This window comes from Pantoea sp. E956-1, from assembly GCF_982223955.1.
The window spans coordinates 85,697-100,491 of record NZ_CEUYZP010000011.1 but is presented as its reverse complement, the minus strand read 5'-3'; the positions used below and the strand labels follow the sequence as shown (position 1 = coordinate 100,491).

The window sequence follows — 14,795 nt, the reverse complement described above, 5'->3', positions numbered from 1 at the left end:
GTGAGCAGGACGGGAAGTGGCAAAAGACGAGGAGCAAAGCGACTTCCTTTTCAAATTTATAATAATTTCGGCAATAACGTCTAATTAAGCTTCACATTACTTATTTAACCTTTACTGGTACCGCCAGTGAACCGACTTGGCTTTAAAGCGATTTTTTATATATTCAGCTTTTAAATCATCAGCTTTTTTAATCAGAAACACCCAAATCTTTCGGGTTTGGATAAAGTATTAGCCATCTGCTATTGTCATTTGCAACCCTAGTTGCGCTCGCAGAAATACGATGAGTATTTGGATCCATATACACATAATGATTATTATCTAATGATAATAACGTGCCATTACCATTCCCGCTATCTGTATAAACAAATGTTTCTTTGTCAGAGATTTCATTAGAAGATGCAATTATACTACCATCAGAAGTTACAGATAAATATTTACCAGTATATATTGAGCGAAATGCAAAGTGGTTTTTAGTTATATACACCATCTTAAAAGCAGTTTTATTTGATGGCGTAGTTTCCTTTGCTGTTACTGGTACTGAATCGCCGCTTACGCTAATCATTTCCCCTGAATCATATGAGTTTGTGCTAACACCTGAATTTTCCATTATAACGTACATATCATTTGAAATGGATGGTGAAGTAGCACTTAGTAAACCTTCATAGGATGGGGAATCGAAATAGAATTTTCCTATAGGCAAACGACTAATCACTTCTTTTGCATACGGTAGTTTAGTGTCGGATACACCCGCCGTGGTGAATAAACTGATAGCTCCTCGATATATTGGCCTGAACTCCCCCCTGAAACGAGAAGAAATAGTTAGCCCCGGTGTCCAGGAATTATTTTTTCTCATGTCATCAAGTGTATACCCCTTTCCTGCAATTGGTGTATATGGAACTGAATATCCCAAATTATATTTAGCGATATATTCCACCGCATTTAATAATGGATAGCTATCATTAGGGTAGCTTACCATATCTGCACCAGATTTATTAAATTGGCGTTGGTTGTATCCCATTTGAGCAGCTATTAATAATAAACCTAAACCACCTTGCGCATGTGCCTGGTCACGTCCACTTTCTTGTAATTGTCCACTATCATTTTGTATATAGTGAATCACTGAGCCGTTGCCTTCTCCATTTTTAAAGTATTCAACAGCATTATTATATAAAGCGGAGTCATTTTTCCATACTCCAAGACTCATATTGTATACGATGTCTGCAGCATCCCAGTTTCCATTCGCCCAACCGCCATTAACCTGACCATAGGTGCTAGTTAAAGGGTAAAAAACGTCTGTCATCATTTTAGTAAAGTTACTGATATCGGAAGAAGACCACCCGCTATTGCTATAACGTAATAATTCAGCTGCATTTAGTAATTTATAACCATTGAGACTGGCGGCAAGTTGTGCGTCTTTCCCCTGGATGGATTTTAGAACCAGAGACCATTTATTGAGGATGTTTATAGCCGCTTTAGAATAGGCAGTATCACCTGTCAAAGCCCATTCAACTGCAAGCAGGAAGGCGGCTGAAGCACTGTTTTCTAAACTTCCATAGCCATCATTACCATGGGCCGTGTCGTTTCTATATACAGTTTCTACCGGATCAGAAGAATATAAAGAACTCGCCAAGTAATTAGACTGTAATATTTGCCAGTCAGTATTCCAAGGGTTTTTCTTGTTAGTTAAGGCATTCTTCATTCTATCCAAGTCAGCTTGGGTGTAGATCATACCAGGATGGAGAAAAACTGCGCTGTTATCCTGTGCATGACTTAATGGAATCCTAACTGTAGTTAATAATAATATCACAACAAATCCTAATGAATTTTTTGTGAATCTCTTTTTCAAGTAAGCACTCATAATTTCCCCTATTTCCTATAACTTCAGCCTATAAATTTTATTGATGTTTTCAAATTTTATCATTGCTGCTTTAGAAGCATAGTATCTGAATAGTTAAAAAAACAAGACTGGATAATTTTTTAAATTTGACTTCCTGCATACTTCATTAGTAGATGACACTAGATAGCAAGATTCCATTACATTCTATTGCATTCTATTGCATTCTATTGCATTCTATTTTTCCTGTTCACCTCATTAGCTACGTTAATGTTTCACCATCATTGCAGCAGAGATTAATAATGCAATCAATTTAAATATTGGTGGAAATTGTCAAATTCGTCCGTTTAGTCTTTACATTTCACTAAAATATAATATTTAAGCCCATAAAATTTTACTGTGCGAAAGCTGAATTAAATAAATTATCCAAATAAATGAATTGCTTTTAATGCTTTTTTTAATAGGTGTCATTAAGTCTATGCGTATATAACCGCTTCAGCTCCACTCATGTTTTTTCTCTTGGCCAAAAATCAATGCAGTTGCAGTTCAAGTACGTTCTGTGGTGCTCACATCCGTAAATCCGAAACGACCGAAGCGCTGCTGATGCGTTAACCTTTCAGGAAAATACGGGCGTATGCAGTCGTACTGCTAGACAGGTGAACCTGCTCGGCATCACCAACGCATTGGAGCTGGCACGTACCCTCCACGCTTTTATATATACGGAAGACTTTTCGGTGGTGCAGACTGGAAAGAATGGTGCGTGAGCTGTAAGCGGCAGACGTTCTGTTGCCAGACTTTACGACGTCGTCTGCGTTTTACGCCCACAGCCCGCTCAGATAATAAAGGCCGTAAACCCGCTTGTGGTTAACGCAAAGACCTTCACGCCGCATAACCGGTAATTAAAACAACGGCGTTCAGGTGCCAATTCTGTGATGCGAAGTGAATCGCCACAGGTTTAACAGACACCACCGGGTCATTTAAGATGACTTAAAAAAGGTGCCCATGAGCGGTAAGCGTTATCCCGAAGAGTTTAAAATTGAAGCGGTAAAATAGGTTGTTGTTCGCGGCCATTCCGTTTCCAGCGTGGCAACACGTCTTGATATCACCACGCACAGCCTCTATGTTTGAGTAAAAAAGTACGGCCCTGACTCGTCAGCCAACAAAATTCAGTCTCATGCCCAGTCTGAGATCCGCCGACTTCAGAAAGAACTAAAGCGGGTTACCGATGAAAGAGACACATTAAAAAAAGCCGCGACGTACTTCGCAAAGTTGTCCGACTGAGGTACTCCTTTATCCGTGACAACAGATTGTGCTGGCCTGTACGTATGCTCTGTCGGGTGCTGGATGTCATCCCAGTGGGTTTTATGCCTGGCTTCAGATAATGGCTACGAAAACAATAAGCATGTCATTGCTCCTTCAGTGCCACAGCCTGAGCTCAGCTATTCAGCTGCGACTGGCGCGCTCTGCCTGTCAGGCTTATGTACAAGCTCCGGGAATTGCCCGGGGGGATTTCAGCCTGGCGCCGCCCTACCCTTACGTGCAGCTGGCCACGCTCAAGCAGCGCGGCGAGAAAGGTGCCCACGGCCCAGGCAGGGCACTGTCAGGTGTGGGCCCTCACCGGCTGATTCCTCTGTCCGATCCGCAGTACGTGGCCCAGTTGGAGATGATGGCCGCGACGCTCAAAATAAATCACATTTAGGGGTCTGATGCTCAGTGGAACGAAAACTCACGTTTGTGTTTCATAAAATGCTGGCATGGATCATTAGGGGCAGATTGTTTGATAGGGTTCTGGCTTAGAACCCCTAAGGGCCACATCGTAGGAGGCATTAGATACCGTCGAGAAGAAAATCAATAGCAGCTTTGATCTCTGCACGATAAAGAGATGCATCGCAGAACACAGCCCCCAAAGCACGAGCGGGAATGCTCGCCATTTCATGCGTCATTACGGCATATTCGTTGTCATCAGTCAGTCTAATAAGCGGAACCAGCCGTTCAGGGCGCGTGCTGCTCGGGTACTTTTCAACAGGCAGCAAGGGGATCACAATCCTGCGGTTTAACTGCCCGATAATATCGCTGGTAACATTGAGCAGCAGGGGATAGACGGCGCTTTTCCCGGTATTACTGTATACAGTGAACTGCATTCTTAAAATGTCCTGTACTCATCGCTGAAACAACCGTGTTCATCATGAAAGCGGTTTAGAGCTTCCAGCGCTTCGCTGTTTTCCTCCTGCCATTTTTTTGCCTCGTACTGACGAAGTTCACTGTCGAGGGCCGTGGTCAGAGTAGCACTGAGATTAATTCCGGCCTCACGCGCACGGCTGAGTAAGTCACGTTCTACGGTCATGGTAACGCTTTGTGTTGCTCGTTGAGTTATAGCCATAAATACCCCACGTTAAATCCCGTGTAATTAACACTGCTAATCACACGTAGTATAACACAGGAAAGTAATTTTGAGGGAGAAATAGCTTAACGTGAGTTTTCGTTCCACTGCGCGTCAGCCCCCTTTTAAATGAAGAAGTGTTGATGGAAATACAGCAACTACTGACGCATATGCGTCGGCAGGGGATAATGCTTATAACTATTAGCCAGTAAGCCGATATGTTTAAGGGGCCTGTCCAAAGACGCCGTCCTGCCTTTGAAGAATGGCTTTATCAGCTTGCTCATGGTGACGCTACCGCGCGGGCGTACTTACCATGGAAAACGCCGGGCAGGCCTCTCTACGCTGTTGATGAATTCTGGCAGCACTCTTCTTGAGATATGAGGGCTTGAGGCGTACACAACACTCTCCTGGAACCGGCTACATCACGCGCGCTAGCGGGATGTAGCTCCAGCGTGTGGTCCACGCCGGTGAGAGCATGTCCCGCTTCATTTCCATTCCGTATTCACGCCCTGACCGGCAAACCACAAAATGCCCAGCCCGGATTGATTGATCCCATCCAGAACCTTCATCAACTGTGCACTGTTGGCACGTGGCTTATCCTCATCGAACTGGTTGAGTTGACTGACGCCGTTCGGCGTAAAGTCATCGAGCATTATCCCGGCCTTCATGTAACGTCGTCCTTCAGGCCATATGCGGTCGAGCGAACGCATGGTCGCGTCAATCACATCGCGCGAGTCCTGCGTCGGAATAGTGAGGTTCTCACCGGCGCTATTGCCATAAAATATCTCACTCTGCGCATGCGGCGAGGTTCGAATAAAGACGCTGATGCGCTGGCAGTACTGGCGCTCCTTTCTGAGCTTCTCCGCGGCTCTGGTTGCATACTGACATAGCGCCTCCTGCATCAGCACCTTTGACGTAAGCAGCTGATTTGCTATAAATGCTGCCTAATATCTCATCGTTCGCATTGCCAAGTGAGGTAATTTTAATTATCCATAAAGATGGTGACATGGCCCCAGTATTAGATACAACGATCAGTTAGCAATGTCGGTTTGTTTACCTTCTGATTTCCCATTTCCCAGCCCGCTGCAAATTCAGCTGGCGTCTGGTAATTCAGCGATGAATGTGGTCGACACTCGTTATAATCCTGCCGCCAGTTATTAATTATTTTCCGGGCATGAAGAACATCGCTGAACCAGTGTTCATTCAGGCATTCATCCCAAAAGTGGCCAATGAAACTCTCAATAAATCCGTTCTGCGTTGACTTGCCAGACTGGATTAAGCGCAACTCAAAACCATGCTCAAAGGCCCATTGATCGAGCGCGCGGCAGGTAAATTCCGGGCCCTGATCGGTTCTTATCGTTGCCGGATGCCACGAAAAAGCGCGATGCTGTCCAGAATACGAGCGACCTGAACGCCTGTAATCACGGAAGCGGCAGTGTCCATTCAGAAAATCCAGTTATCTTCTGATATGATCAATGTTAGAGGGGGTGTTTTAAATTCTGAAAAATATCTTGCTAAAATCACATGCCACTCTAATAAGCTTTATCAGCAGACAAAAGAAATACTTGAGTTTTCTAAAATAGAGATCGGTAATGTTGGTGTTAATAACCTAAGCTTTTATACTGAAAACGCTTTAAACGCTGGCTTATCTCTCTACAATGAAAGCAATACCAATAAGATAGAATGCAACATATATCCGCAGAACATTCTCATCAATGCAGATAAACAAAAAATCACATCAATAATTTATAACATTATTGACAACGAAAATAAAAACAATCATTACGGGTTGGTTAAAGTGCGGCTTAGAGTGGCTAAGTCGCACTTATTTGTAAGAGTCAGTGACACAGGCTGTGGGTTTGATACCAGAAAACTCAATCTGCTTTTTCAGCCATTCAATCAGGGCGCTGAGAGTGAAACCCGACAAGGTCTGGGCCTGGGACTGTCAATTGTTAAAATTTATCATAAAACAATGAAGAGGAATGTCAGTGCGCGTTCGAAAATTAATGAATCAACCTTTATGATCAGAGTGCCTGTAACTGCAATTGATAAAGAGTCTTAATTATCCTGAAAGAAGTCCGCCGTGCCCGGACTCCTTTTCCATTATTCGCTCTCGTCTGGTTTAACGAAGTGCCTGTTATCTGCATCGCTTTCTGAGTTGTCTATTTCAGTCAGGTACTGGCTCAACAGGGAATCAATACGCTCCGTCCCCCCCGCCTCCCGTTGAGTTGACATAAAGCTCAGTCATCATCGTTAGTAATATCATTATGCCTTCTTTACTGCCGCTGACTTTACGAAGCAGCTCACGATTAAACTCACGCTGGTTAAACGTATCTTCTGTGTTTTTAGCTTTGTGCATAATCAGGCCTAACCTGAGAAGTTCATTACATGTGGAGGAAAGACTGACCTCAGCAGGACTTGCTCCATTCTGTATGTCCAGAAGATAAATATCCCTGATTTCCTTTTCAATTTTATCTTTGACGTAGATACCCATTCTTCCCGTTAATTCTTCTCCTGAACGTATTATTTAGGATTTTATAATAACTTTCCCAATTTGTGTCATGTTCTCCTGTCCGACCCTCCTCGCTTTTCAGCTCTATGAAGCACTAATGTGCATGCAATTTGAGTCCTATACAGGTAGTCGTAAGCGACACCATTATGTCGTAGGGTGTGACACTGTACGATATACAACACTATGATTGAACTAATTAACAACACTCCTACGATATAACATCGTAGCAAGCAATGACAACAGGTAGTAGAAACCTACGATATCATGTCGTAGGAAACGACACTACTTTGTCGTAGTAACCTACGATAAAACAGATACATACAAGTTAAAGCAAATACCAAACTTCACATAAGCGTATGATTTTAAAAAAAATAACTGCAACATGAAATCTTGCGTGGGGTGTGATGAAATCTTACCCCCGAAGAGCGGCTTGGTAAATAACGCTATCCTGCTGAATTCTTTATATCCCTAACGGGGTTTATCTCCAGCCCGCCAGCGCAACGTGCGCGTCTGTAACGAATTATCTTGCAAGCGATGATCTGAGCGGGTATTTTCCACACGAACCCTCCTGGCGCTTTACGCGCACGTACGTGAGATTATCAGAATGAAAATATTTGCTGCTCTCGCGCTTGCCGCTGTATTCAGCGCGCAGGCTGCGCCGGAAATGTGTTTCACAAAAGCCGGTCAGGATTTCGGTATTGATCCGCGTCTCCTGATGGCACATTCCATTCAAGAATCACGCATGCGTAATAATGCGCTGAATACGAAAAGCAGCGGCGGCACGCATGATGTCTGCAATATGCAGATAAACAGCTCTCACTTTAATCGGCTGAAAAAGTTTGATATTACGCGGGAAAGGCTGCTGAAAGATCCGTGCATCTGCATTTATACCGGTGCGTAGATCGAGGCACGAAATTTCAGACAGTATGGCAGAAACTGGGACAGCGTCGGGATGTACAACACCGGCCCGAGTCCGAAGCTGATCAAACAGCGTCGTGAATATGCTGCAATCATCAAGAGTATTTACCGGGTACTCATTGCACGGGATGAGGTTTACACTGCAATGACAAACAGAATAAGAAAACGCCCGCGCCTGAAAATTTCTTAGCTGCGGACGTAATGCCTGACAAAAAATAACCCCGGCATGCCGGGATTATTTTCATGATCTGATTTTTGCGAACTCCTCCGCCATCTTCCACAGCGCCTGATTCAGCTTTATATCGCCGTCGATACCTATGACTGCCCGGGTCGTGGTTCTTTTTCCCTTCGCCGTTCTGCCGGGCACACCCCCCTTGATCAGGTTCTCCTGCGCGATATTAAACGCGGTCCACAGGTCGGTGCCTTTGTCATACCAGGCGCGCGGCTTAATAATACGCTCAGCTGACACCGGCGGCTCTTTGCCGTCATATTTATATTCCAGCGCCAGCTGGCCCAGCAGGCGGCGTTCTTCACTGTTAACCTGAATGGATTTCATCATGCTGATATTATTTTCCACCTTATCGAACACGCCCAGCACCTCATAAGCACCTTCAATAACCTGCGAGACAATATCCCCTTGTGTGGCACGCTGATTTCACCAAACGATTTCCAGCACACCAAGCCATTCGTGCAGACCTGCCGGAAAATACCGGGGATCATTTTATAACTGCTGGAGCCGTCATGGCTTTTCAGTAATACGATTTCCGGCACCTCTTCGCTGCTGTTATTATTTCCCCGGCGCAGGCGGATCATGTGTTTGGTAAATTCGCGTCTTTCCGGATCGCGGACGCGCGACTGGCTGGCATAAAAAGGTTCGAACCTTTCTTCACGCAGTTTATCCAGCAGTGTAATGGTCGGAATATAGGTATAACGCTCAGAGCGTGAATCATGCTTTTCGGCTGAAAATGCGCTCGGAACAATGCGCATCAGCTCATCATTATTCAGCGGGCTGTTTTTACGGATAGCAGTCGGGGCTGCATAGCGGGAGGAAAAACGGACCATAATTAATTACCTCATAAAGAAATAGTGTCAGCTGTCAAATAAAAAAGCTTATATAGCGGCCAGCGATTCGCTGAATATCAGATATCTCACTTCCCCTGCAGAGCGCTGCAGGGGAGTGTGTTTTCATCCTCTCAGGTGCGAAAATTGCCAGTGGCAGAATGGGCTGTATTCGTTAGTCCGGGGCAGGTTTTGCTTCGCATATTTAATCAGCCCTTCATGCTCAGACCAAAACAGATCAAGCGCCGCAACATTCAGCTCACCTGCGGCTTTGTAAACGTTAGTAGTCTGGTATTCGGTATTTTCCGCATACTCTTCTTCACCTATCGGATTAGCTGAATGCACGATCCGGGTTTCATAGGTTTCCGGTGTAGAGCCTGCCGCTGGAGCATAAACAAAAACCGTGATCTGCAGTTTTTCATGCGCGTTAATCAGCAACATCTCGATTCCTGAGCGGAATTTTCCCGTATTAAAATCTGCCTCTTCGCGCGTAAAGGTTGCCGCCGTCAGATACTCCAGATTCATAGCAAAATCGCTACGCAGCGCCGCGGTGTTCACATTGAACTGCGGATGATCCTTTAAAAATAGACTGCGACGTAAGGCACGGCGGATAGCTTCATAGCTGATTTCTTCTGATGGTTTTGCCGTTAAAGAAGATGATTCTTTAGATTCTGAAGCCGGGGTATTGACGTTCAGCTTTGACATGTTGTGTCTCCCGTGTGGTTTATTCGATGTTTCTCTGAGTTCCTCGCCGTGAGGGCAGAACGGGCGCGCGGGGATCAGGCTGAGCGCAGAGGGAAACGGCAAAGCTGCAGCCCGAAGGAACCGGGTGCAGCCGATTAGCTTGCGTCTCTTGCGCGAAGCGCCCGTGTGCCAGATTTCTGCACGGCGAGGGATTCAGGAAACGAAACAGAACGCGGGAGATGAACAGGGCACAGCACCGGACGGCGGCCCTTTGCCGGTCCGGTCTTCAGCGGCCCCGATTACGGGGCCAGTGAACGCACCGGCGGCAGCCGGTTGCAGCCCCTGACCTCAGCCATCAGGCCCTATGTCCGAAACCCGAAGGGGTTCGGCGGAGCTTACCGGCAAAGCCGGTTAGCGCAGTAGGACTGACGACCCGGCAACGCCGGGGAGCCGAAGGTGGCCATGTCCCGGCAGTGGTAGTGGTAGTGGTAGTGGTAGTGGTAGTGGTAGTGGTAGTGGTAGTGGTAGTGGTAGTGGTAGTGGTAGTGGTAGTGGTAGTGGTAGTGGTAGTGGTAGTGGCAGAATCAGCCCGGTTATCAGAAACAGCAAGCTATCAGCATCAGATGGGAAGGGATGAAGACGGTCAGGTGAAAGGGTATAGCCGGTGCGTCAGCACCGGGTTTATCCTGACCCGAAGGGGCTACCGCCCTGGCAGTTTGCGCGGGGCAAAAAGGCAGCTCACGCTGCCTCTGGTTCGCTTATCTCAATACTGGTTATGTGCAGTCCGGCATGTGCCATCATGCTGACCAGCTTATCAATCGAGAAGCAGTTAATTTTGCCTCCTGCCAGCTCTGACACTCTTGGCTGTGAAACGCCCAGCGCAGCGGCGGCAGTAGCCTGATTCAGGCCATTACGTTTGATCCAGCTATTCAGGCGGCTCACTAACACGGCGCGAAGTTTCATATTTTCCGCCTGCTCTGGCGTTTCACTGATAGCGTCCCACACATTATCAAAAGTCTGAATATTCATTTTTTACGCTCCTCTGCCAGTCTGCGATAACGATTCCGGGCAAGTTCCACGTCACTCAGGCTGGTCTTCTGTGTCTTTTTCTGGAAGCAGTGCAGCACATACACGGCCTCTTCAAATTTGGCGACATACATGATCCGGAAAATGCCGTCATCACCCCGGATGCGTATTTCACGTGCTCCCTGACCGACTGAAGCAAATGGCTTCCAGTCGTCCGGCTCCAGTCCCTGCTGCACCAGGTCAAGCTGATACCCTGACGCGGTGCGGGCCTATTCCGGGAAAGCCCGTAAATCCTCAAGACTGCTGTCAATAAAACTGATTTTCTTACGCATTATCCCCTCATTATACATAATTTCGTATGTTGTGTAATTTCTGCATGCCTCATGCACCCTATACCACCCGTAATTCCGGCTTCCCTGTCATACTGTTCCCTGCTGTTTTATCCGTTGCCTACATTGCCCTGATAAAAGCCAGCATCGCCTTGATCCGGCGCTGGCTTTCAAGCCGTTCTTCAAAATCATTGATGATAATAAGCCGGTGTACAGCGCACCCGGTTAAACTCCAGCGTCAGTGTATTTCCGGTAACAACCTCGGATGCAATGCCCAGCAGGGAAAGCTGTATAAACGCCATATCCGCCGCGACAGGATCGATATCAATGCAACTGACGAACATCTGAACGGAAGGGTTAAGCCCGCCTTCAATCAGGCACTCTGCTTAAGCGATCACCATTCCCCCGGCTCCGCAGGTCGGCTCTGACAGGGTAAACATGCCTTCCCGCCGGATGGTATCAATCACGCCTGGCATCAGCAGGCGGGCCATCATTGACTGGACGCTGTAAGGCATAAAATACTGCCCCTGGCGATCGTCGCCCAGCTCAAGCTCCATAAAAATAGCGCCCAGAAAATCATGAAACTGGGACTGAAGCGCACATACCATCAGCGTGAACAGTTCGTGCATACTACGCATGTCAGCGGCGCTGTAGCGTTCGCTGATTTTCCGGCAGCGTTCAATGCTTTCCGGCGTTCTGATCCGGGCGATGTCGCCACGCATGAATCGGGACATAGTTATGCCCCTTAAGTCAGGAGTACCCCTGGGGTGCCGTGACCAACACGCAGACGGGCGAACATCTGAGCAAACAAGGGCGGACACGAAGCCACACGCGCCGCCAGAGCAGACTGAATGTCCCGCGCACGGCGGGGAACGGGTGAGCAGGCCGACGACATCTTCGCTTGTTTGGGAAGCAGCCCGGCTACAGTAAGGGCACGGCACTTTACCTCTGCCGTTTTCCGGCCGCAGAACGGGAAGCGGCATAAGAAGCAGAGCGGAGCGTCTTCCTTACCCCTTACTGAAGAGATGCCACCGGTCAGGGCGGCATCGGGAGAAAATAGCAGGGCCGGTGGCCTTCCCGGCGACAGCCTCCGTGATCGCAGATGACAGGCGCTTGTGGTGAGCCGCTTACCCCCTCTCATCGAATACGTCCAGCGCGCTGATATCTCTGCCCATCCCGGCATCAAGCAGATACAGGCAGTTTAACCAGACGCTGCCCTGATTAAACTGCCAGTAGAAGCCTTGCGAGCAGATTGGGCGCTCAGGTGTCAGACCTGGAAAGGTCCGTTATGAGCGAGAAGCGGACTAAATCCATGGGCTTGACTGGCTTTATTAGGGAGAATGGATTTTCAACCGCGCAAACTGGACGCGACAGACTGTAGCTTTCCATGATGGAGCATCAGGGGAAGCCGGTAGAACCGTGACAAACTGGCTTAGGCAGAACAACGCTAAGCATAAATATTGCTCTCCCGGAACGCAGGAGAGCAAAAGGCTCAGGCAATCAATATTGCCCGGATGTCATTTACGTTGGTTAAAGCCGGGCCGGTTATCAGCAAATCCTCAAGGGCGTGAAAATAGCTGTAACTGTCATGTCCATCGAGATAATTAACCGCATTAAGGCCACTCATTTTGCCGCGTGTCAGTGTGTCCGGAAAGATCATCGCGCCCGCGGCATCTTCAGTGCCGTCAATACCATCACTGTCGCCAGCTACTACCCAGATACCGTTTTCACCCTGCAATGCACAAGCAAGGCTGAGCAAAAACTCGGTGTTGCGCCCTTAGGGATCCCCACTAACCATCAGTAGATGAGAACCATAGATCTATTTCGCTGGATAAGTAGCTTTAACGACTTATCCAGCGACGTTCTGGCAAATAATTGTGGAGAATGCCGCAGCACGTTCTCCGACAATTTTAACAACGATATCACCCGGCGGCATTCCGTTGTGTTTGCCTGGTATCTCCGGTGTAATCCTTTGTTTTCGAAGCAGTACCCATTCAGCCACATAATTATGCTCGCCAGTGTTGCAATCAGGCTCAGTACAGAAAAACGGCCTACACTCTGACTTCCTCCATGACGTAAACCAAAACCATAACGCGCATTTTTTTCATCCCGGAAATTCTGCTCTATCTGCATTCTTCGGCTGTAAATTTTCATTATCTGCTTTGGGCTATACGCCGTCGTATTCGTGAAGATAAGCCATGGTGATTTAGCAGAGGTTCGGCCTTTAATTTCCTGGCTGGGGCGGCGCTTTTGCTCTTTGGTTGTTCGTCCTTTTCGGCCTTTAGCTTTCTGTTTATAAAGATAAAAATGACCGGCATGCCGGGCGTCCTTACCGCGCACCAGAAGTCCTTCACCTAAATACTCAGGCCGGCCCGTCGCGATATTTCCAGCCTCACTGACTTTCTCCCATTCCGTTTTCACCCGATAATAATGATTACCCTGCACCCGGCTTATGAACGACCATCCCCGCTGACTGATTTGTCCAAACCATCGTCCATGAAAGCCCGCGTCAGCAATAATGGTGACTTCCGTTGCCGGATTAAGGCAGCGTGACAGTGAAGTGAAAAACTGCTCATGCACATCCGGACTGCCCTGTTGGGATTTGGGCACCACCCGGCTCATGAGGGGAAGGGAACGACCATCGCAGGCGAGGCTGGCACGCAAAAGCTGAAATGCTTCGCAGTGGTAACTGCTCCAGTCCACCAGAATAAATACGCGGGGCATATGCTGCAGAATGCGGCGGGTTATCAGGCTGAAAACGACAGGGACCTCATCATGGAGACGGATGTTGCCCAGTAACCTGTCAGCCCGTTTAATTTTATGTTTAACGTGAGCATAGCCGGAAAGATGACGGCCAATACTGGTAAGGGTAAGACTGGCCCCATTAATAACAGCGGAGGTGGCATCAACAAGGGCCTTCTGACGATAGACGTGCAGAGGGGCAAGCGCATCACGAAAAAACTTCTGGCATAATGAGCGGGCAGGCATAGAGGAATCTCATTGAATTGGTCGCACAATCAATAAGATCACAAATCTCTATGCCTGTCTCATTTTATGGGGATACCTCAGGTGTTGCGCCCGCCTTTTCCGGGCTGAGCGTTGTTGACAGTCACGGTGGTTTCACCACCCGACAACAACACAGCAGGACCAGAAACCGAATGCCCATACTGCTTCACCGACCTGGCGATACCGGCCATGACCAAGGCAACTTCACGGCTTTCACCTTCAATCGCATCGCCCAGAATAAGCGGCGTGAGTCCGTGATTGCGGGCAGCGACTGCCGCCTGCTCTAATGCCAGCGCAGGTGTAGCGATCAGCCTGACTTCACTGTTCGCAACGTTTTTCACCGGGCTGGCCGGCTGGTTTAGCCGTTCGCGGACAGCTTCGGGGATCGCGATATCGTAGCGCTGCAGTACCCGGAGCGCATCATGCGGCATACTGTGGTCGGCAACGGTGGGGCCAGACGCTACGTCTGCGGGATTATCGCCAGGCACATCACTGATAATTAGTGATACGATACGTGCCGGTTGCGCCAGCACCGCCAACTTGCCGCCTTTCACCGCGGAGAGGTGACGACGTACCAAATTCATCTCTTTGATGTTGGCGCCACTGTGTAGCAGAGACCGGGTGATGTTCTGCTTATCGGCCAGAGTTAATCCCGGCGCGAGCAGCGCCATCAGCGCAGAACCCCCACCGGAAAGTGCCAGCACCAGATCATCCGGTGTTAATCCGCGTAATGTCTCCACCATCAGCATTGCGGCCGTTTCACTCATCGCATCCGACACGGGATGTGCCGCCTCGATAATGCGGATGCGGCCCGCGGGCACCGCGTGACCGTAACGCGTCACTACCACGCCTGACACATCCACATCTGGCCAGGCCGCATCTACCGCTGCCGCCATCGCTGCTGAAGCTTTACCGGCACCTATCACCACGCAACGGCCGCGAGGCTTTTCCGACAGGTTCTGAGGGATCACCGGCCCGGCGCGGGCGCTGTCGACAGCCTGCTGAAAGATATCTTTCAGGATCGCTGCGGCCTGTTCATTTTTCATG

8 protein-coding genes and 11 pseudogenes are annotated in these 14,795 nt (G+C 48.3%); 4 read left to right on the top strand and 15 right to left on the bottom strand.

Annotation, left to right across the window (positions count from 1 at the left end):
• Positions 1-187 precede the first annotated feature (187 nt).
• Both AC0T7J_RS21070 and AC0T7J_RS21065 read right to left on the bottom strand, forming a co-directional pair.
• Positions 188-1,858: an alginate lyase family protein gene (locus AC0T7J_RS21070; protein ID WP_473796693.1), complete on the bottom strand. Its 1,671-nt coding sequence runs from the start codon at positions 1,856-1,858 to the stop codon at positions 188-190.
• A gap of 745 nt (positions 1,859-2,603) precedes the next feature.
• A pseudogene (locus tag AC0T7J_RS21065) lies at positions 2,604-2,771 on the bottom strand (IS3 family transposase); the annotation flags it as partial.
• A 65-nt stretch (positions 2,772-2,836) separates the two neighbouring features.
• Here AC0T7J_RS21065 and AC0T7J_RS21060 point away from each other — a divergent pair.
• Positions 2,837-3,206 (top strand): annotated as a pseudogene (locus AC0T7J_RS21060) (transposase); the annotation flags it as partial.
• A 123-nt stretch (positions 3,207-3,329) separates the two neighbouring features.
• A pseudogene (locus AC0T7J_RS21055) lies at positions 3,330-3,521 on the top strand (phage integrase family protein); the annotation flags it as partial.
• Between the two features lie 139 nt (positions 3,522-3,660).
• Here the strand turns inward: AC0T7J_RS21055 and AC0T7J_RS21050 are convergent.
• The 4 genes and pseudogenes from AC0T7J_RS21050 to AC0T7J_RS21035 form a co-directional block, all read right to left on the bottom strand.
• On the bottom strand, positions 3,661-3,975 hold the full coding sequence (locus AC0T7J_RS21050) for a CcdB family protein (protein WP_473796691.1): 315 nt from the start codon (positions 3,973-3,975) through the stop codon (positions 3,661-3,663).
• Between the two features lie 2 nt (positions 3,976-3,977).
• Positions 3,978-4,214 carry a type II toxin-antitoxin system CcdA family antitoxin gene (locus AC0T7J_RS21045; protein ID WP_473796688.1) on the bottom strand — a complete coding sequence of 79 codons (237 nt, stop codon included), beginning with the start codon at positions 4,212-4,214 and terminating at the stop codon, positions 3,978-3,980.
• Positions 4,215-4,631: 417 nt separating this feature from the next.
• Positions 4,632-5,110, bottom strand: a pseudogene (locus AC0T7J_RS21040) (DUF4113 domain-containing protein); the annotation flags it as partial.
• Positions 5,111-5,245: 135 nt separating this feature from the next.
• Positions 5,246-5,651: pseudogene (locus AC0T7J_RS21035) on the bottom strand (integrase core domain-containing protein); the annotation flags it as partial.
• A gap of 4 nt (positions 5,652-5,655) precedes the next feature.
• Between AC0T7J_RS21035 and AC0T7J_RS21030 the strand changes: the two are divergent.
• On the top strand, positions 5,656-6,276 hold the full coding sequence (locus AC0T7J_RS21030; protein ID WP_473796783.1) for a sensor histidine kinase: 621 nt from the start codon (positions 5,656-5,658) through the stop codon (positions 6,274-6,276).
• A 132-nt stretch (positions 6,277-6,408) separates the two neighbouring features.
• Here the strand turns inward: AC0T7J_RS21030 and AC0T7J_RS21025 are convergent, their stop codons facing one another.
• Positions 6,409-6,708, bottom strand: a complete 300-nt coding sequence (locus tag AC0T7J_RS21025) for a relaxosome protein TraM (RefSeq protein ID WP_473796685.1) — start codon at positions 6,706-6,708, stop codon at positions 6,409-6,411.
• Between the two features lie 622 nt (positions 6,709-7,330).
• Here AC0T7J_RS21025 and AC0T7J_RS21020 point away from each other — a divergent pair.
• Positions 7,331-7,863, top strand: a pseudogene (locus AC0T7J_RS21020) (lytic transglycosylase domain-containing protein).
• A gap of 22 nt (positions 7,864-7,885) precedes the next feature.
• Here the strand turns inward: AC0T7J_RS21020 and AC0T7J_RS21015 are convergent.
• From AC0T7J_RS21015 to AC0T7J_RS20980, 8 genes and pseudogenes are all read right to left on the bottom strand, one after another.
• Positions 7,886-8,706 (bottom strand): annotated as a pseudogene (locus AC0T7J_RS21015) (DUF932 domain-containing protein).
• Between the two features lie 123 nt (positions 8,707-8,829).
• Positions 8,830-9,408, bottom strand: a complete 579-nt coding sequence (locus tag AC0T7J_RS21010) for a hypothetical protein (protein ID WP_473796682.1) — start codon at positions 9,406-9,408, stop codon at positions 8,830-8,832.
• Between the two features lie 717 nt (positions 9,409-10,125).
• Positions 10,126-10,416: a helix-turn-helix domain-containing protein gene (locus tag AC0T7J_RS21005; RefSeq protein ID WP_473796679.1), complete on the bottom strand. Its 291-nt coding sequence runs from the start codon at positions 10,414-10,416 to the stop codon at positions 10,126-10,128.
• A pseudogene (locus tag AC0T7J_RS21000) lies at positions 10,413-10,745 on the bottom strand (type II toxin-antitoxin system RelE/ParE family toxin). The gene AC0T7J_RS21005 and the pseudogene AC0T7J_RS21000 overlap by 4 nt, the downstream one beginning before the upstream one ends.
• 118 nt (positions 10,746-10,863) lie before the next feature.
• Positions 10,864-11,455: pseudogene (locus AC0T7J_RS20995) on the bottom strand (N-6 DNA methylase); the annotation flags it as partial.
• Between the two features lie 779 nt (positions 11,456-12,234).
• Positions 12,235-12,519: pseudogene (locus AC0T7J_RS20990) on the bottom strand (MOFRL family protein); the annotation flags it as partial.
• A gap of 20 nt (positions 12,520-12,539) precedes the next feature.
• Positions 12,540-13,730, bottom strand: a complete 1,191-nt coding sequence (locus AC0T7J_RS20985) for an IS4 family transposase (protein WP_473796676.1) — start codon at positions 13,728-13,730, stop codon at positions 12,540-12,542.
• Positions 13,731-13,810: 80 nt separating this feature from the next.
• Positions 13,811-14,794 (bottom strand): annotated as a pseudogene (locus tag AC0T7J_RS20980) (glycerate kinase type-2 family protein); the annotation flags it as partial.
• Position 14,795 lies beyond the last annotated feature (1 nt).